13 protein-coding genes are annotated in these 19,214 nt (G+C 52.4%); 9 read left to right on the top strand and 4 right to left on the bottom strand.

Annotated elements, in window-relative coordinates; translation table 11 throughout:
* Positions 1-8 precede the first annotated feature (8 nt).
* From yicI to bcbE, 4 genes are all read left to right on the top strand, one after another.
* Positions 9-2,327, top strand: coding sequence for an alpha-xylosidase (gene yicI, locus RSX24_RS02500; protein WP_343259572.1), 2,319 nt, complete (start codon positions 9-11; stop codon positions 2,325-2,327).
* 76 nt (positions 2,328-2,403) lie between these two features.
* Positions 2,404-3,420: a phosphotransferase family protein gene (locus RSX24_RS02495; protein WP_343259571.1), complete on the top strand. Its 1,017-nt coding sequence runs from the start codon at positions 2,404-2,406 to the stop codon at positions 3,418-3,420.
* Between the two features lie 21 nt (positions 3,421-3,441).
* Positions 3,442-6,330, top strand: a complete 2,889-nt coding sequence (locus tag RSX24_RS02490) for a glycoside hydrolase family 3 C-terminal domain-containing protein (RefSeq protein ID WP_343259570.1) — start codon at positions 3,442-3,444, stop codon at positions 6,328-6,330.
* Positions 6,331-6,623: 293 nt separating this feature from the next.
* Positions 6,624-7,934, top strand: coding sequence for a bacillibactin exporter BcbE (bcbE, locus tag RSX24_RS02485; protein WP_339277350.1), 1,311 nt, complete (start codon positions 6,624-6,626; stop codon positions 7,932-7,934).
* Positions 7,935-8,023: 89 nt separating this feature from the next.
* Here bcbE and RSX24_RS02480 read toward each other — a convergent pair whose 3' ends face one another.
* A complete protein-coding gene (locus RSX24_RS02480) occupies positions 8,024-9,307 on the bottom strand; it encodes an MFS transporter (protein ID WP_343259569.1) in 1,284 nt (427 codons plus the stop codon).
* A 6-nt stretch (positions 9,308-9,313) separates the two neighbouring features.
* Complete coding sequence (locus RSX24_RS02475) at positions 9,314-9,760, bottom strand: MarR family winged helix-turn-helix transcriptional regulator (RefSeq protein ID WP_236417922.1); 447 nt, start codon at positions 9,758-9,760, stop codon at positions 9,314-9,316.
* Positions 9,761-10,006: 246 nt separating this feature from the next.
* Here RSX24_RS02475 and RSX24_RS02470 point away from each other — a divergent pair, with 246 nt between their 5' ends.
* The 3 genes from RSX24_RS02470 (at position 10,007) to RSX24_RS02460 (ending at position 11,749) form a co-directional block, all read left to right on the top strand.
* A complete protein-coding gene (locus tag RSX24_RS02470) occupies positions 10,007-10,459 on the top strand; it encodes an RbsD/FucU family protein (RefSeq protein WP_343259568.1) in 453 nt (150 codons plus the stop codon).
* 139 nt (positions 10,460-10,598) lie between these two features.
* Positions 10,599-11,069 carry a GNAT family N-acetyltransferase gene (locus RSX24_RS02465; protein WP_236417919.1) on the top strand — a complete coding sequence of 157 codons (471 nt, stop codon included), beginning with the start codon at positions 10,599-10,601 and terminating at the stop codon, positions 11,067-11,069.
* Positions 11,070-11,128: 59 nt separating this feature from the next.
* Entirely contained in the window at positions 11,129-11,749 is a 621-nt protein-coding gene (locus RSX24_RS02460; RefSeq protein WP_343259567.1) for a TraX family protein, read from the top strand.
* 68 nt (positions 11,750-11,817) lie between these two features.
* Here RSX24_RS02460 and RSX24_RS02455 read toward each other — a convergent pair whose 3' ends face one another.
* Positions 11,818-15,525 carry a non-ribosomal peptide synthetase family protein gene (locus RSX24_RS02455; RefSeq protein ID WP_343259566.1) on the bottom strand — a complete coding sequence of 1,236 codons (3,708 nt, stop codon included), beginning with the start codon at positions 15,523-15,525 and terminating at the stop codon, positions 11,818-11,820.
* Between the two features lie 47 nt (positions 15,526-15,572).
* A complete protein-coding gene (locus tag RSX24_RS02450; protein WP_339278362.1) occupies positions 15,573-17,312 on the bottom strand; it encodes a methyl-accepting chemotaxis protein in 1,740 nt (579 codons plus the stop codon).
* 530 nt (positions 17,313-17,842) lie between these two features.
* On the opposite strand from RSX24_RS02450, the gene rpiA reads away from it, so the two are divergent.
* Positions 17,843-18,514: a ribose-5-phosphate isomerase RpiA gene (gene rpiA / locus RSX24_RS02445; protein ID WP_343259565.1), complete on the top strand. Its 672-nt coding sequence runs from the start codon at positions 17,843-17,845 to the stop codon at positions 18,512-18,514.
* 130 nt (positions 18,515-18,644) lie between these two features.
* Complete coding sequence (locus tag RSX24_RS02440) at positions 18,645-19,106, top strand: MarR family winged helix-turn-helix transcriptional regulator (protein ID WP_236417913.1); 462 nt, start codon at positions 18,645-18,647, stop codon at positions 19,104-19,106.
* The last annotated feature ends 108 nt before the right edge of the window (positions 19,107-19,214 follow it).

Genomic DNA, 19,214 nt, shown 5'->3' with positions numbered 1-19,214 from the left:
AATGATCAATGAAATTTACGGACGGTTATTGGCAAATCCGTGAAGGATACCATGTGCAAAATCCTGCAGATGTTCGAGATATAGTACAAAAAGGCGATACCATGACGGTATACGCGGCAACCAAACGCATTGAACGCAAAGGAGATACCCTGAACGGAACGCTGCTCAAGGCGACTTACAGCTCTCCGATGCCTAACGTCATTCGCGTGCAGTTGAACCATCACAAAGGTCAAGTGAACCAAGGGCCGGAATTCGCGCTGAACACGTTCAATACCGATGTGCAAATTACACGCGATGAGCAGGGTGCCGTGCTGAAGAGCGGCGATCTGAGCGTGACTGTGGACAAAACCAAAGGCTGGGACATCGGCTTCTATTATAATGAGAAACGTCTCACTGGCAGCGGCTGGAGAGGCGCGGGATACATTCAATCCAAAGGAGAAGGCGCATTCTTCCGCGAACAGCTGGAGCTGGGCGTAGGCGAGTATGTCTACGGCTTGGGCGAGCGCTTTACTCCGTTCGTGAAAAACGGACAAGTCGTGGATATTTGGAACGAAGACGGCGGCACAAGCAGTGAGCAAGCCTACAAAAACATTCCGTTCTACTTGTCCAACAAAGGATATGGCGTTTTCGTCAACCATCCGGAAAAAGTATCGTACGAGATCGCTTCCGAGAACGTATCGAAAGTGCAATTCAGCGTAGCTGGAGAGTCCCTGGAATACTTCATCATCGGTGGAGCGAACCCGAAAGAAGTGCTTGACAATTACACCAAATTGACAGGCAAACCTGCACTGCCGCCGGCATGGACGTTTGGCCTGTGGCTGACGACTTCGTTTACGACGGATTACGACGAAGCAACGGTAAACCATTTCGTGGACGGCATGGCCGAGCGCGATCTGCCGCTTTCCGTATTCCACTTCGACTGCTTCTGGATGAAGGAGTACCAATGGTGTGATTTCGAATGGGACAAAGACATGTTCCCTGATCCGGAAGGCATGCTGAAACGATTGAAAGAAAAAGGTCTTAAAATCTGTGCATGGATCAACCCGTACATCGCCGAGAAATCCTATCTGTTCGACGAGGGTATGGAAAACGGATATCTTGTTAAACGCGCCGACGGCAGCGTATGGCAGTGGGATATGTGGCAAGCCGGCATGGGTCTCGTGGACTTCACGAATCCTGCGGCTGTGGACTGGTACAAAGGCAAGCTGAAAACGCTGATCGACCAAGGCGTGGATTGCTTCAAAACGGACTTCGGCGAAAGAATTCCGACGGACGTCGTTTATTATGACGGCTCCGACCCTGTGAAAATGCACAACTACTATACATTCCTGTACAACAAAGCCGTATTTGACGTATTGGAAGAAAACCTGGGCAAAAACGAAGCGGCGTTGTTTGCGCGTTCCGCAACCGTAGGCGGACAACAGTTCCCTGTGCACTGGGGCGGAGACTGCTCGTCCAACTATTCTTCCATGGCGGAATCGCTGCGCGGAGGCCTGTCCCTCGGTCTTTCCGGTTTCGGGTTCTGGAGCCATGACATCAGCGGTTTCGAAAGCACGGCAGAGCCTGACGTGTACAAACGCTGGGTACAATTCGGACTTCTTTCTTCCCACAGCCGTCTGCACGGTAACGAGTCGTACCGCGTACCTTGGTTGTTCGACGAAGAAGCGGTGGACGTGGTCCGCGACTTTACGAAGCTCAAGCTGAGCCTGATGCCTTACCTGTTCAATTCCGCGGTGGAATCGAGCGTGCAAGGTCTGCCGATGATGCGTGCGATGGTGCTGGAGTATCCGGAAGATCCGACATGCGCCACGCTGGACCTGCAATACATGTTCGGAGACTCGATCCTTGTGGCACCGATCTTCAACAAAGAGGGCGACGTTCGTTACTATCTGCCTGAAGGTACATGGACGAACTACCTGACTGGCGCAAAAATCGAAGGTGGACGCTGGATCAGCGAAAACCACGATTTCAAAACGCTGCCAATGATGATCAAACCGAACACGCTGCTTGCGGTCGGTGCGGTTGACAGCAAACCGGATTACGACTTTGCGCAGGATGTATCCTTGCATTTGTTCGAATTGGCAGACGGCCAGGCTGCAGAAGCTGCCGTCGTGAACCAAGCCGCAGAACAGGAACTGAAAGTACAGGTTTCCCGTCAAGGCGAAGTGCTTGAAGTACGTGCCGAAGGCGCGGGCAAACCATGGAGCATCGTTCTGCGCGGCATCGAGAGCGTATCCGGCGTAGAAGGCGGTTCTTACGCTGCCGGCGAGCATGGCGTGGTTGTAACGCCTGCAGCGGGCGCGAGCAAGCTGACGATCCAGTTGTAATCTGTTATTGTAAGGACGGTACCTCGCAAGGTGCCGTCCGTTTTTAAATTCTTTGGGGCATAGGAGTTTGATGATCATGAACGCAACAAGAAGCACAGGGTTGCATCAACCCGTTACACCGGAAACGATTCAAATTTTGGTAAAACATCATTTTGGAACCGCTACCAATATAATCAGCCAACACATCATGCAGGGCGGACTTTTTAATACGACCTACAAGCTTGAGCTGGAGCATGAGGTACACCCGCATGTCATCCTGCGACTGGCTCCCGAACGGATCTGTTCTTCTGCCGATCCGGCAGCGGATCCGCTCTTTTCGTTTGAACGGACGATGATGTCCGCTGAACCCGTGATTTACGAGCATTATCGAAACGTAGGTATACCTGCCCCTGATGTCATTGTTTGTGATGACAGCGGAAAGCTTGTACCACGAACCTACATGTTCATGGCATTCATCCCGAGCATGCAGCTGGACCACCCGTCGATTTGTGCAGAGCAAAAGGATCGTTTGTACCGCCAGCTTGGTGCTTATACTGCGGCGATGCACCAAATTAAGGGCCACTCTTTTGGCTGGCCGCAAAAAGACGGAACCATCCGGGGTTCGGAGCGATGGTCGGACGTGCTGCTTGCGTATGCCCGGGAAACTGCCGATAAAGCAGCGGCGGCGAATTACATGCCTGAGGCCGGGGAAGAGATCGTAACGCTGTTTGAGGCGCATCGCGATTTGTTCGATCAAGTCACCCAACCCGTGTTGGTCCATAACGACTTGTGGGAGGCCAATGTGCTGATCCAAACGCCTGTGCATGATCAGCCCGTTATCGCGGCCGTGATCGACGGGGACCGCTCCATGTTTGCGGACAGGGAATATGAAGCCATCCTTTCCGGCAAATCCGCTTCGTTCCATGCAGGATACGGAATGGAGCTGGACATGTCCCCGGAAGGACAAACGAGGCGGCTCGCTTATCGGATCCTGTCGTCTTTCTTTAACGCATATGTGCATGAGCATCAGGTAAACCAACCCGAGGATGGGGAAGTATACCGCCAGCGGACGCTGAGTTTGCTGAAGGAGTGGAAGCAGCTTCTTGTCAACTAAACAATTGAGGGAGGAATTTCCGTGCACGAATATTACGATTACCCCATGTGGAACGCTTCGCTTTCGCTGGAGGAACGACTGGACGATCTGATCTCAAGGCTCACGCTGGCGGAAAAAATAAGTTTGATTCCGACGCGCGAAGCGGCCGTACCGAGATTGGGCATTCCCAAATACAACGTGGGCGGCGAGGCTGCGCACGGGGTAGCCTGGAAGGGCGTCGCCACCGTATTTCCGCAGCCGCTCGGACTGTCGAGCACATGGAACCCGGAACTTCTGCGCCGGATCGGTTCCGTCATTGGCGATGAAGCGCGGGCATATCATCACAGGGAGCCCGAGGTTCACGGTTTGACCCTTTGGGCACCCACGGTTGACCTGGAACGGGACCCGCGTTGGGGAAGAACCGAGGAGGGTTACGGGGAGGACCCTGTGCTGACGGGAGAAATGTCGAAGGCACTGGTGCAAGGCATGCAGGGCGAGCATCCGTTTTATCTGAAAATGGTCGCGACGCTGAAGCACTTTTTTGCCAACAACAATGAAAAAGACCGCTTGAACTGCTCATCCAGCATCGATCCGCGCAATTTGCGCGAATATTATTTGAAAGCCTTCGAAGCTCCGTTCGTGGAAGGCGGTGCCTTGTCGATGATGACGGCGTACAACTCCATCAACGGCACCCCGGCCATCGAGAGTCCATATATCAACGATGTCGTTAAAGGAGAATGGGCGATGCCCGGCTTCATCGTGTGCGACGGAGGAGACTTGTCCCAGACGGTCGATTACCACAAGTACCACGCATCCCATGCAGAGTCGGCGGCAGGAGCGATCAAGGCGGGCGTGGACTGTCTTACGGATGAAGTGGACATGGTCGTGCCTGCCCTGGAAGAGGCGCTCCAACGCGGTCTGCTGCAGGAGAAAGACCTGGATCGGGCCATTCGCAACATTTTCGGCGTACGCATGAGATTGGGGCAGCTGGATCGGACGGGAGCGAATCCGTATGCATCGATTTCGGAGGATGTGTTGTGTGCGCCGGAGCATGCCCGGTTGAGTTATCGCGCGGCTGCCGAATCCGTCGTATTGCTCAAAAATGATGGACTGCTCCCGCTGAAACCGGAAAAGCTGCATAAAGTCAGCGTCATTGGGCCGCTTGCGGACGCGGTTTATACCGACTGGTACAGCGGCACGCTTCCGTACAAAGTTTCCGCATTGGACGGATTGCGAAGCCGATTGAAGAATGTGGAAATTGCCTATGAAGACGGCAATGATCGGATTTCCCTGAAAACTGCAGACGGAAAAGTGATTGTGCATGGAACTCAAGGAACTTTAGCTGCTGTTGAGGAAGAAGGAGCTCAGCCGGCGGAGTTCGTACATCAGGATTGGGGCTGGGGAAGCCATACGCTTCGCAGCAGAAGTAACGACCGTTACGTCACATTGACCGAGGAAGGCATCTATCAGGCTTGTGCGGAACAGATCGGCGGATGGTTCGTCAAAGAAATTGTACGATTCGAGGAAGACGCTTCCGACGGCCAACATACGCTGCGTTCATGGAACGGATTGCCTCTGGGCCTGCGCGAGCACAAGGGACAGTTGGTTCTCGCACCTTTGGCGGGGGAAGCGGAACAAGGCGCTGCAGCCCCGTTTGTGCGCGAGCTGCGGCTCGACGGGGTAGAGCGGGCGGCGCGTATCGCACAGGACAGCGACGTGTCCATCGTCGTGGTGGGTAACAACCCCTACATCAACGGCAAGGAAGAAATCGACAGACCGGGCCTCACACTTCCGACCGAGCAGATTCGGCTTGTGAAAGAAGTATGCGCGGCCAATCCGAACACCGTGGTCGTCATCATAGGCAGTTATCCGTTTGCCCTTCACGATCTCAAGGATGTGGCCCCGGCCATCGTGTACCTGACTCATGCGGGACAGGAATTAGGCAGTGCCCTCGCCGATGTGCTTACAGGTGCTTATGCTCCGGCAGGGCGGCTCAACATGACATGGTACGAAGATGAATCCCAGCTTCCGGATCTGCTGGAATACGATATTATCCGTAACGGATTGACTTATCAATACCATGAAGGATCGGTGCTCTACCCGTTCGGGCATGGATTGACCTATTCCGAATTCGAATACGAATCGCTGCAAGTGGAACGAACGGTAGACGCGGAAGGCAAAGACGTGCTGAGCGTTGAAGTAAGCATTCGGAATGCTGGCGCTGTTGCAAGCGATGAGGTGGTACAGGTCTACGGTTCCGCGCAAACCTCCAGGGTCAGACGCGCCCGCAAGCAATTGCTGGCCTTCCGCCGGGTCCATGTTGCGGCCGGAGAACAAGCGATCGTGCGCCTGACGGTTCCCGTACAGCGTTTGGCCATGTGGGACGTGACCCGTGACCGTTACTGCGTGGAATCCGCCGTCTGGTCCATCATGGCCGGCCGTTCCTCCGCAGACGCCCGGCAAACGCTGGCGTTAACCATTGAAGGAGAGACGATTCCCGCACGGAAGCTTCATCTGCCTACACCTGCGGAGAATTACGACGATTGCCATGCCGTTTTGCTGGATGAATGTTTGGAAGGAAGAACGGCCGTCCGAGCCATCGCTCCGGGAGAACCGCTGTACCGTGAGGATCAGATCGCATGGATCGTGTTCAAGGATAATGGCACAGAAGACGCACGGCAGTTTGAAGCACGTGTATCGGATTTTGCAAACGCTGGCGACGCCCGTCTTGAGATCCGTTCAGGTGCGCCGGACGGCGAACTGATTGGCGAATGCGACGTTCCGAGCACAGCAACCGGTCCGATTCGGTACATGAAAGAGCGTGTCTGGACAACGGTACGATGTGAACTCAAGGCAAGTGATTCCGTGGAACAACTGTACATTGTGTTTAGAGGCGGGGCTGCACTGCAGCAATTCTGCCTGATTCCATAAACCAGCCTCGGCACGTTTAGTGATGCACTGAATGACCATGTTTACGTTGGGCTGAACCGCTTTGCATGCTGAAAGTTATGCAAAGCGGTTTTTTTCTTGCGAGCAACGTTCTTCGGCTACGAAATGTTAGAGAAATCAAACCCGCCGTATATTAAAGTGAGCAATCATCCACAATAAAACCGTTGTTATTGGAGGAGATCCGTCAGTGGACCAGGCAGTAGCTCCATCCGGAATAGTTCGGAAGATGGAGTCGCATTGACCGGGGTTTCCTATCTCGTAAAGGTGGTTGTGGCATGAACGAAAAAAAGCGGGACCTTGCTGCATTGGCATCTATACCGGTTATTATGACCTTGGGAAATTCAATGTTGATTCCCATCCTTCCGCAAATTGAACGTCAATTGCATGTATCCTCCTTTAAAGTGAGCATGCTGATCACGGTATATGCGGTCGTTGCCATCTTACTTATCCCGCTTGCAGGTTACCTCTCGGACCGATTCGGGCGCAAGGTTGTCATTATCCCCAGCTTAATCATCGCGGCTGCAGGAGGGGCTGTAGCCAGCGTAGCAGCCATGATGCTTGCCGGCTCTGCCGCATATTGGACGATCCTTGCGGGCCGCTTGCTGCAGGGGATCGGTGCGGCAGGCGCGTTTCCCATCGTGATTCCACTGGTCGGAGACATGTTCGATGACGAGAAACAAGTGAGCAAAAGCCTTGGCATTATTGAGACCTCAAACACGTTCGGCAAGGTCGTTAGTCCGATCCTTGGTGCGGCGCTGGCTGCCTGGCTCTGGTATTTGCCATTTATCGCCATACCGGTGCTGTGCGTGTTTTCCCTTGTGCTGGTCATCATGTTTGTCAAAGCTCCGAAGAAAAAAGAACGTCCGCCATCCTTTTCCGAATTCGTGGCTTCGGTCAAAAAGGTAATGAAAGAGAATGGCCGCTGGTTATATGCTTTGTTTGCCATCGGCGGCATATGCATGTTTATCCTTTTTGGCGTGCTGTTTTATTTGTCCGAAATGCTGGAATCCAAATACAAGCTCGCCGGGGTGGTGAAAGGCCTTGTATTGGCGATCCCCTTGGCCGCGCTTTGTTTGGCGTCCTTTCTGGCCGGAAAGTGGATCGGCAAAAGCAAAGTACGCATGAAATGGATCGGATTTGCCGGTCTCGCCATTGTGACGGCGTCCCTTGTACTGATGGGATTCTGGAACAACATCTATCTAGTGGTCGGTTTGTTTTCCGCAGGAAGCGTCGGGATCGGGGCCACTTTGCCTTGTTTGGATGCCCTGATTACGGAGGGGATCGACAAAGAAATGCGGGGGACCATTACCGCGCTGTTCAGCAGCATGCGTTTTATCGGCGTATCCCTCGGCCCACCCGTCATTTCATTGTTGCTGGGCAGCGCTCACATGCTCCTCTTTGGCTTGTTGGCAGCCATAAGCGCGGTGGGCGCTCTCCTGAGCTTCTTTGCGGTCAAACCGGAGAAAGAAGAACAGGAAAAAGGCGGGAAAAGTCAAGATCAGCAGCAGCGAAGCGTTTACGAAGAACCGAAAAAAGGGTTTGAACAAAAGGGAATCCGGTCCAAACGAAACAAAAGCCCGTTCTGAATTGTCAGAAACGGGCTTTTTCCAATGGTTGCCGCCAGAGGCGCATGCTCATTGCATGTAAGGCTGCAACGTTGTTTCGAGGCTTCGCCTCAATCGTTTGTTTCCTTGTCTTTACCTTCGATGTGAGTATGCGCCAGCAGTGGATGAACCTGCACGTCGAAGCTGCCGCTGCGTTTGCCTTGAATGAGATAAATGATCAGGAAGAGCACCACGGCAACGGCCGAGTAACGATACATTTCGGTATAACTTGTCAATGAAGCAATGCCGCCCAGCAGGAGGGCACCCATGGCAATACCGAAGTCGAGCGAGTTCAGGAACATGCCGTTAGCCATCCCGCGCTGCGACGGAGCAACGATCTGAATCATCCACGTTTGCAGCGAAGACTGCATGGACCCATATCCGATGCCGTAGATGAAAGCAGACAACAGCATGAGTGGCATGGAGGTCGCGAACGAAAGAAGAATCAAACCGCCGGCCATGAAGAAGGTCCCCGGAATCAACAGCGCCTTCGGTCCTTTGCGATCATATAACCGGCCTGCAAAGGGACGGACAATAAGAATGGCGATGGCATTGAACAGGAAAAAGAATGCCGGATTGGACAAGTTGGCTTCTTTTCCGTAAAGGACGATAAAACCGACGAGACCTCCATACGTAACGGCCAAGAGGGCGTTCAATATGCTGGGCAGAAACAGTTTCCGGTTGAACGGCAGCTTCTCTCCGGTGCCTGACACCGATGCGGCCTTGGGCTGAGCCTGTGGCACTGAGCCTGCAGAATCGGCGACTTTGTTCGCTTTTTTACGCGTTAACGATAAACTTAGCGGATAGATGACTGCAATAACGCCAGCCGTGCACAACATAAGCGTTGTGAAGCCTGCGCCTTGCAGGAGGGTGACCCCGATCATCGGGCCAATGGACATGGCCAGGCTTGTTGACAAGCCGAAATATCCCATTCCCTCGCCCATTCGCTTAACGGGAATAATATCCGAGGCCATCGTGGGGAAAGCCGTACTGGTCATGCCAAAGCCTGTGCCGAAGATCATGCGCAGGAGCAGCAGCAGGGCGATTCCGCCGGCAAAATAATAGCCCAGCGTGGCAAGCAGGGCGACGGTCAACCCAAGGTAGATCATGGTGTTGCGAAGCCCTCTTTCCAAAGCTTTGGCCGAATATAGGCGAGCAGCGATGGCGCATAGGGCGAACAGGCACGTAAATAGGCTTACTTCAAAGGCGTTCGCATGAAAACGCTCCTGTACATAGGACGGGAGCGGAGAGACGATCATATGCAGCTGCAAGAAAAGCAGAAAATTACAGAGCATAAGCAAAATAAAATCGATGGTCCATAGTTTGACGCGTGAAGCTTGTGGCGATTCGTTCATTGGTTGTTATTCCCCCTGAGTGTCTATTCGTTGAAGGTTGCGGTTGATGAGGGAGAGAACAGTTTTGAATGTTTCCATTTGCTCTTCCGGAATGTCGGCGGCGAGGATATCATTCATTCCTTTTTCAATCGGAATCAATTGGTCGAGCAATGCCCTGCCGTCTTCGGTAAGATAAAGAAGGTATGCCCTGCGATCCTGCTTGCTGGTGCGGCGTTCGACCATCCCTTTTTTTTCTAAAAGATCGATGATGCGGGCAGTCGTGGGCTGGTCTTTGCACACACGGGCAGCAAGCTCCTTCTGGTTGACCCCTTCCCCCCGGCCAATGTTAAACAGCACAGAGAATTGCTCTGTCGTGATGTCGTACGGCTTGAATCGATTGGCAAGAACGACAGCAGCCTTTCGATGGGTTAATCCCATGAGAAAACCGACAGATTGGTCCAGTGAATATTCCATGTGTGCGAGGCCTCGCTTCCTTCAAAAAAGTTGTTCGCAGAAATAGTTGTTGCAACAATTATATGTTGACTAAGTAGTTTTGTCAAAGCAAATTTATGCAAAGTGCACCATGCGATGGCAAGCAAAGCCTGTTACAATGTAAATGTGCATCCGTGCGCTGATAAGCCTCCGAACCTACCCAGACATGCAGATGGACAAATTCGATCCGCACCGGTCTTTGAACCGGGGAGTAAAAGGAGATACGTTATGCTGAAAAACATTCCGGCCATCCTGCCACCCGAACTGCTTAAAATCATGTCCGAGATGGGGCATGGGGACGAGCTTGTTTTGGCGGATGCCAATTTTCCGGCGGCGAGCCATGCCAAGCGGCTGATCCGCTGTGACGCCGTGGGAGCGGTCCAATTGCTGGATGCGATGTTAACCTTGTTTCCGCTTGACACTTACGTCGAACATCCCGCAGCAGTCATGCAAGTCGTTCAGGGAGATCCCGTCGTACCTGTCATTTGGGAGGAATTCCGAAAGAGCATTCAGCGCCATGAAGGTGTCGTGAATCCGCTTGAGGAAGTGGAGCGTTTTGCATTTTATGAAAGGGCTTCCAGGTCGTTTGCGATCATCGCTACCGGGGAAGGTGCGCAATATGCCAACCTGATTTTGAGAAAAGGGGTCATTCGTTCGAGGGTAAATAACCTTTTCCCCTAAGAGGCATGACTAAACCTGTCGAATGACGATAGATATTACAAACTTTGAGACGGATGATGTATGGGACCAGGGTCGATGCCTTGCTACAATTGGAAACAATACAAAGGCAGGAATCATCGGAAAAGGGAGGTTGCACGCGATGCAATATAACCTGAAATTGGCTGGCCCGGATGACGTCGTCCGGCTTGGAGAGCTGTTCAACCAATATCGAATGTTCTATGGGCAGGAATCGGATGAAGAGGGTGCCGTTCGTTTTATCTCAGAACGCATGGAACGCGAGGAATCTGTCATTTTGGCAGCCATGTGCCCAAGTGGCATTAACGGCGTTGAACAAATAGCGGGTTTTGCACAACTTTATCCGAGCTTCAGCTCGGTATCCATGGGGAAAATATGGATTCTTAATGACCTGTACGTACACCCGGATCATCGCGGGCAAGGCATTGCAGGCATGCTGCTCGACGCAGCACGGGAAATGGCGTATCAGGATAAAGCAATCCGGATCGTGTTATCCACGGCGAAGGATAACGGGCAGGCTCAGCGGATCTACGAAGCCAAAGGGTATGTTCAGGACGCCCTTTTCCTGTATTATGAACTTGATCTGCTGCCATAGGATGAACGCTGGCACAGCCGGAACAACGGAACATAACAAAGAGGAGGATTACAGCCAAAATGATGCAATGGATCGCGATGATCACGATGCTGATCGATCATATGGGCGCTATCTTTTATCCCCAGGTGCATGAGCTGCGCATCATCGGCCGTATTGCCTTTCCCATTTATGCTTTTGCCGTCTACATCGGTTACAAGCATACTCGGAATGTACAAAAATACATATGGAGATTGTTCTGGATCGCGGTCATTTCACAGGTTCCGTTTATGGCTGCCTTTAATCATGTCTCGTTAAACGTGGTGTGGACGTTATGGTCTTCTCTGCTGGTATTATTCGTGCTGGATCGGCTTCCAAACCGGTGGCTTGGCATTCCTCTCGTCATCGGGGCGGGGATCATCATGGAGCTTTCGACGATGGATTATGGCATGTATGGTTTGCTGCTGGTGTTGTTGTTCCGTTATTTTACGGGCCCGGTGCTGGTCCTGGGACATGTTCTGATTACGGCAGTCTATATTATGGGATATAGCAGCCCCATCCAGATGTATAGCGTGGCGGCCACGATCGGTATCGCCGTTGCGATGCATTACGGAGCCCATTTCCGGATGCGAGGCCCGCGTTGGGTCTGGCGTTATTTCTATCCGGTACACCTGGCTGTAATTGCCCTGATCAGGTGGATGTAAAAAAGGCCATTCTCCGCAAACATGGGAGAATGGCCTTTTCAGGCGTAAGGATAGGAAGAATGAGGTCGTTAATCCAGAGCCGAGGTGGCGTCCGAAGACGGCAGGATGGATGAAGGGAAATATCCGATATCCACCGCGTGCTTCAACATGGTCGTTACAAAACGGTCATCCGCTTTGGCGCATATAATGCCGGCCGGCTCTACGTAGGCTGTCGTTACAGGGCAGGCATACATATATGCCGAATCCTTCGCGCCGTCTCCTTCGAGCTGGGCAATCGCGAGCTGCAGCGCCTCTGCATCTTTCTCGACGCTGGCGTCGAACAGCCACTGGGTATATTCCGCAAACGGCATCGTCTCCACCTGATATCCGGCACGCCGGATGGAGGCAATCAAGTCATCGTAGCGGATCGGTTCCGGGTTGCAGATGTGGAATACCCGTCCTGCCGTATCTTCGCGCATGGCCAGGTGGGCAATGGACTGGCTGGCGTAATCAATCGGCGTGAAGTCGACCATCCATTCCGCCGCCGGCGCTTTGCCGAGCAGCAGCATAGCTTTGATCATGCGGTAGAAGGCGTTGCTGTCAATATTGGTCTGGAAACGGCCGGTTTCCGAATGGCAAGTGAGATTGCCCGCCCGATAAATGCTTACAGGCACGCCTTCCCGGGCCGCCTGCATCAGAACCTTTTCCGCCTCAAGCTTACTGTCGGAGTACAGGTTGTCTACATGCAGATCTTCCGGGAAGCTGTCGTATTGCAATGAAGATTCCCATTGCCCGCTCAGCGCGAGATCTTCAGGTATGCCCATGGTGGAGACATGGTGGAAGGACGCACCCGGTTTGTGTCGGATCAGGCTGAGCAAGGAAACGGTGCCTTCGACATTGGTCTTGGCAAATTGCTCCGCCTCCCCGAAATGCCGAACGTCTGCCGCACAATGGATGATACGGTCGATGCGGGCCTGCACATAAGCGGCCTGCGCGTCGGACAGCCCCAGTCCTGGACGTTCAAGATCACCTTCTATGATCTCCACTCTCGCGGCAAGCATCGATTCGATGTCGTTTCCGAAATAACCTTTCATCACGCCGTTCAAGCGTTCCCTGGCCGTACTGCCATCGGATGGACGACGCACCAAGGCGTAAATGGTTGCATCGGAGCGCATGAGCAGCTGCTCCAGCACGTGGGATCCGAGATAACCGGTGGCACCGGTCAGCAGGACATGCTCCGGTTTCAATATCTCGGGATAACCCAGTCGGGTCTCCAGCTCCACCGGATGTTCCGCCAAACGGGTGATCGTACCTGCGTTCTTTGCGATCGAAGCCGAATCATCGTTGGCAGAAAGCGCCATGGCTTCCGCGCGCTTCGCCAGGGCGCGGATTGTTTTTTCTGCAAAGAAGTCAGCGATTTTCAATTGTGGATAATGCCGCTTCAGGATGACCAGGACGTGGATAACGCGAAGGGAATCCCCGCCTACGGCAAAAAAGCTGTCCTCCACGCCAAAATCGTCGTGCCCCAGAATTTGCTTCCAGGCATCATATAGAATGGACTCTGTCCCGGTTGCAGGCATGACGCGGTCAGGCTGGTTCTCGTGCCGCTCTTCGTTAGGGAAATCCACCATTGCTTTGCGATGGATTTTACCGGTAGGAGCAATCGGCATCTCATCAAGCTGGCACACCCACTTCGGCACAAAATAGGAAGGCAGTTTGGCTGCCAGCTGTGCTTTGATGTCAGCGACGGAAAGGGTGGACCCGTCTTTGGACGTAAAGTAGGCGACCAGCATGTTTTGGCCATCGCTTTCCTTTTTGGGAATGACAACGACATTCTGCACTTGGTCCAGACGGGCAAAATGATCCTCGATCTCCCCGATTTCAATCCGATGGCCCCGGATTTTCAACTGGGAATCGCTGCGGCCGACATATTCGAGCAAGCCGTTGTCCAACACTTTGGCAATATCGCCGGATTTGTAGATTTTCTCGTTTATGGCAAACGGGCTGTCAATGAAAGACTGGGCTGTACGCTCCGGCAGGTTCAAGTATCCTTTGGCAAGAGCAGGCGTGGCGATATATACTTCTCCCGGCACGCCTACCGGACAAAGCTGTTGCTCTTCGTTGACGATGTACACTTTGTAGTTGTGGATCGGTTTGCCAATCGGAATGTGGACCACATGATCCGGAACGCGTTCGCTAATGCGATGCGTCGTTGTAGCAACGGTGCACTCCGTAGGCCCGTAAACATTCACGATGTCGATTTGATCGCCAAACTTGCGTTGGAATGCACGAACCTGTTCGCCATAGAGAGCTTCGCCCGCAACGGTAATGATTTTGACCTTCGACAATCGGTGGAACCCTTCTTCCGACAAGTACGAAGCCAGCTGATTGAAAAAGATGGTCGGCAAAATCGTAATGATCGTGGTGCCTGTCCGCTCAATGGCGATTGCAAAGTCCTCAACGGACACGCGCTCTTCCGCGGACAGAAGATAAAGCTCTGCCCCGTAGAAGAGGGCCCCGATCGTATCCCACACGGATGCGTCAAAGCTGTATGTAGCAAATTGGGTTAATACGTCGCCTGGTTTAATGTCACAATCCCGCTGCACGACACTGCCCAAGTTCGTCACGCCCCGATGAGCGATAAGCGCGCCCTTCGGTTTGCCCGTGGAACCGGAAGTATAGATGATATAAGCGAGGTCGTCGGGATGGACGTCGACGTTCGGGTTGCTGGCTGCAAATCGGGCGAGACGCCCGTCAACGGCAACAATTTGCCGCACGGTCGAGATGCCGGAGAATAATCGGGTTGCTTCAGCGAACGATGATTCCGTGGTCAGAACGAATGAAGACGAAGTATCTTCGACGATGTAGCTGTTACGCTCCTCGGGATGCTCGGGATCGATCGGAACGTAGGCACCTCCCGCTTTGAGAATGCCAAGCAGGGAAATGATCGTTTCCAGGCTTCGCTCCATAAAAATGCTGACGAACTCGCCTTTTTTCAGTCCGTTGGACAGCAGGACGCGTGCCACTTGGTTAGCCCGTTCGTTAAGCTCGCGATACGTATACCGGCCGGATCTGGACGTGATCGCAGGCGAATCCGGGAATTCGGCGGCAGTGGCTTCAAACCAGCCATGGATCGTTTGGTGTTCCGGCTCGAGCACGGCGGTGTCGTTCATTTCGCGGTACACGAGCCGATCGGAAGCAGACAGAATGTCCACCGAGCCCAGTGCCCTGTCTGCAGTGCGCAGGGCGGACCGCAGCAGGGTTTGGTAGTATTCCGCATAGCGGAGCACGGTGTCCTCCCGGAGAAGGGAGCGGTCATAGAATATATCCAGGGCAAATTGGCCCTGAATTTCGCGCATGTTCCAGCTTAGGACTTGCGGCCTTTGAGGGAGCTGGACGCTATTTAACATAAATAATGTTTCAGGATATTCCGCAGCAGAAGGATCTTGTTCGTGCTGCAGTTGCGCAGAAACCTGATCGTTTAATTCCCGGAACGCCATTTTACCATGAAGTTCCAATCTAAGCGTGGCTGTCCGCTCCGGGCATACCGCCCCCACCGCAATTTCGCGTTCTCCGGACAATCGATACAGCAATGCCGCATAAGCGGTGAGCAAGACAGGATATAAGGAATCTGCTCCAAGCTTTTGGCTCAGCTCTGGGATCAGGGAAGGATCGATCTGAACATGAGCCGATTCATAGGAAAAGGTTTGATGCCGGCGTCCAAAATCCAGTGGAATCTGGAGAACCGGAAGATGAGATTCTGCGGCATGGTTTGTCGTCGTTTGGTTATCAATCACTTATGGGATCCTCCTTGTTTCCATTGTATGCATGTTGGATTTCAGGTTTATTTTTTGACGTTGAATTGTGAAACGAGCTCCTGCAGCTCTTCGGACATGCTGGTCAGGCGGTTCGACGAATCGACGAGCGTGCTAAGGGAAGACTTCTGCTCATTCACGGATTCCGAAATTCGCACGCTGCTCTCGGCTGTTTTGCTTACGCTGGCGGACAAGTCGTCGGCGGTTGCCGTCATCTCTTCGGTCCCGGCGGAGATTTCCTGGGTTGCGCTGGAAACTTCCTGGATTTGCGAAGACACTTTTCTCGCTGCAGCCAAAATATCGTGGAACAGCTGTCCGGTCTCGGCGGCCACGGCCAGTCCCGTATCCACTTCGGAAGTACCTTGCTCCATGGCGCGTACAGCCTGTTTGATCTCTCTTTGGATTTCTTCGATGAGCACGGCAATTTGACTCGTTGCTTGTTCGGACTGTTCGGCCAGCTTGCGAACCTCGCCTGCCACGACGGCAAAACCTCGCCCTTCTTCACCAACGCGGGCAGCTTCGATGGAAGCATTCAGGGCAAGCAGGTTGGTTTGGCTTGATATCCCCGAAATGATATTAAGAATATCGCCAATCTCTTGCGAGCGGCTCTCCAGCACTTGGATGGCAGATGCCGTGTTTTTAACCGACTCGGTAATCAGCGTCATTTGCTCGGAAACCTGATTAACGACGGCATTCCCTTGCTCGGAGCGGCGTTCCATCTCATAGGCTTCGTCGGCGACATTGGACGAACTGCTGGCAATGGTCTGAATGACGGTAGCCATTTCGTTCATGGCGCGGGCGCTGTCGATGCTGGCCTGCTCTTGGGCGCGAATGTTGGATGTAATATGATTGACGCTGGTGTTGATGATTTCTGCGTTATCGCTATTTCTTTCCGATACATCGTACAATTCTCTTGCAGAAGCATTGACTTCATGGGAAGTGGATTGCACTTTGACGATCGTATCGTTGATTTTGCCGACCATGACATTGAATTTTTCGTTGACAATGCCCAAATCGTCTTTTCCAGTTGGAAGCTGGACATCCAAATTGCCCCGGCTCACATCATCGATACCTTTAATCAGGTGACGGATCGGGGAGAGCGTATTTTTCACGACAAGATATTGGATGATCAAGAACAACAACAGGAAGGCAACCAGAATGATGATGCTGTTTCTAAGCATGGATGCCAGTCCTTCCGGCACGGCCGAAGCATCCGCATCCACGGCAAAATACGAGAAGATTTTCCCGTTGCTGTCCTTGATCGGATAAGCGATGGTGGTCCAGGTTCCGAAATCGTCGTCATAAAACGTGGTGAACGTTGGACGGTCGGTACTCAACATTTCTTTCAAGGCATTGGCCACGGTCACCGGCTGCTCGTACATGTCGCCGATATTGACGCCATCGCTTTGGAAAGCTTCGCGCAAATTGGTCGGCATGGCAATCAATGAAGTTTCCCGTTGGGTGTTCCCGCCGAGTTCTGTTCCAAATATGTAAGCCTGCGCCACGTTAGGATAATACTCATGCATCTCGTCCAGGAAAGCCCGAAGCTTGGTCTGTACAGGCCCGTCGTAACTGCCTTCCGTGATGGCTGCCTGCACTTCGGACGGTTGGATTTCTTCCGACCATTTTTTCGTGATGAGCTCGACCTGATCATGCAACTGCTCAATCAGCACGACTCTTTGGAAATAATAACTGCTTGCGATCAGTGCCACGCCAATGATGACAATGTTGGTGAATGAAAGCAAAAGGTTTTTCGAAAAGAAAGACATGTTTTTCCAGCTGAATGATTTCACTAAATTCCACTCCTGATTCTCTTGGTATTGACGCTTTGAATGGCTTGCATGAATGCAGCTAATCAGGTCATGTATATATCCTCCTTCATAGATTAGGTCTGCGACCATGGTCTTGGTTCGTGGTCGTAAATATGAAGATTTATCCCACTTATTAACCATGGGTGTCTAATAATTAAAACACATCCACTTTTAATATGTCGTATAAAATGTCCCCAAACTGAATAGTTTGATTAAAACTTTTTTAATATTCTGCATAAATGCGGATAGATGACCACCACCAATAGGTATATAGCACTATGGATTTGGAGGGTTACCATTTTTTGGCGTTTCATTTGTATTTTATCGCATAGGATCCGATCATGCATCGTTGTTTCCGAGCTGCATTCCGTTCTGCATGACGGCGGCGGGCAGACAGATTGAGCTGTCATGATATACATCGGAAGCGGTTTTATCTATAATAAATACAGTATGTATTTTAAATTCATAAGCAGCGGGGGTCTATGGAGATGAATCTGAAACAGATTGCAGCAGAACGGGCGGCTGAATACATTCAGGATGGCATGAAGGTGGGACTTGGAACCGGATCGACGGCATACTACGCTATTTGCAGGCTTGGAGAGCGCGCGCGCGACGGTTTGCGTATTCAGGCTGTTGCCACATCGGAAGCCTCGGACAAGCTGGCACGGGAGTGGGGAATCCCCATCGTCCCGTTTGACCAGATCGGCCGGCTTGATATTACGATTGATGGCGCGGATGAAGTGGACCCGGATTTTAATCTGATCAAAGGCGGCGGCGGCGCATTATTGCGTGAAAAGATCGTAGCTGCCAACAGCGACAAACTCATCATTGTAGCAGATGGAAGCAAGGCGGTTAAACGGCTCGGCCGGTTCCCGCTTCCGGTGGAAGTGGTGCCTTTTGCCTCCGAGTGGACGTTCAGCGCGCTGGAGAAGCTGGGTTGCCGTCCGGCCTGGAGAATGAATGGAGAGGAACGTTATCTGACGGATAACGGAAACTTGATCGCTGACTGCCATATGGAGGCCATTGAACATGCGGCTGAACTGAACGTTCGCTTGAACATGCTGCCTGGCGTCGTGGATAATGGATTGTTCGTGGATATGGCAGATACCGTCATTTTGGCAAAGGAAGACGGAAGCATCGATGAACTGCACCGTCCCTAGCCTGAAAAGCGAGGCGTGATTCGAGATATGACTGACATCCCTCTTGTGAATCATGAGGCATGCTGCGGGCAGAGTGGCAGACCGCAAAAGATAGCATTACAATGTAAATCAGTGATGGAGGATTAGGGAAATGCCGAATACGGAGGACAATCGGGAACTGTCTTTGCAATTATTTGTGGTTCTTGTCCGAGCATATAATTCAGTGACTTCAAGGTCCAACCGGGACATTCAAAGCCATGGACTGAATTCAACGGAATTCGGGGTGCTTGACTTGTTGTATCACAGGGGGCCGCAGGCCCTCCAGAAAATCGGCGAAAAGGTGTTGATGTCGAGCGGCAACATTACGTATGTCGTGGACAAGCTGCAAAATAAAAAGCTGATTACAAGACGTGCCTCCAAGGAGGATCGGCGCGTTATTTTTGCCGAATTGACTGAGACGGGGAAGGCCTTCTTTGAAGAGGTTTTCCCGCAGCATCATCAAGTCATCATCGATGCCCTGGAGGGGCTTTCGCCGTCCGAGAAGACAGAGGCGATCCGGTTGTTGAAAAAACTTGGCCTGGCTGCTGCAGGAAAAACCGACGTGCGTTCGTAACGCGTCGGTTTTTTTGTTTTTGCTCGGATTGGGAGGACGGCTTTCGAGCCGGCTAAGCTCGGTCAAAGCAGATTGACATCCAATCCCTGAAATCAGAGAATGGGTATA

Source organism: Paenibacillus hubeiensis, assembly GCF_032334105.1.
Taxonomy (GTDB): Bacteria; Bacillota; Bacilli; order Paenibacillales; family Paenibacillaceae; genus Paenibacillus; species Paenibacillus hubeiensis.
The sequence above is the reverse complement of the archived record's forward strand: the minus strand, read 5'-3'. Positions and strand labels throughout refer to the sequence as shown.

Coding starts and splice junctions, on each gene's coding strand:
- RSX24_RS02440 (WP_236417913.1), top strand. CDS start 18,645: ATGCCGAATACGGAGGACAATCGGGAACTGTCTTTGCAATTATTTGTG.
- bcbE (WP_339277350.1), top strand. CDS start 6,624: ATGAACGAAAAAAAGCGGGACCTTGCTGCATTGGCATCTATACCGGTT.
- RSX24_RS02450 (WP_339278362.1), bottom strand. CDS start 17,312: ATGTCTTTCTTTTCGAAAAACCTTTTGCTTTCATTCACCAACATTGTC.
- RSX24_RS02470 (WP_343259568.1), top strand. CDS start 10,007: ATGCTGAAAAACATTCCGGCCATCCTGCCACCCGAACTGCTTAAAATC.
- RSX24_RS02495 (WP_343259571.1), top strand. CDS start 2,404: ATGAACGCAACAAGAAGCACAGGGTTGCATCAACCCGTTACACCGGAA.
- RSX24_RS02465 (WP_236417919.1), top strand. CDS start 10,599: ATGCAATATAACCTGAAATTGGCTGGCCCGGATGACGTCGTCCGGCTT.
- RSX24_RS02475 (WP_236417922.1), bottom strand. CDS start 9,760: ATGGAATATTCACTGGACCAATCTGTCGGTTTTCTCATGGGATTAACC.
- rpiA (WP_343259565.1), top strand. CDS start 17,843: ATGAATCTGAAACAGATTGCAGCAGAACGGGCGGCTGAATACATTCAG.
- RSX24_RS02460 (WP_343259567.1), top strand. CDS start 11,129: ATGATGCAATGGATCGCGATGATCACGATGCTGATCGATCATATGGGC.
- RSX24_RS02480 (WP_343259569.1), bottom strand. CDS start 9,307: ATGAACGAATCGCCACAAGCTTCACGCGTCAAACTATGGACCATCGAT.
- yicI (WP_343259572.1), top strand. CDS start 9: ATGAAATTTACGGACGGTTATTGGCAAATCCGTGAAGGATACCATGTG.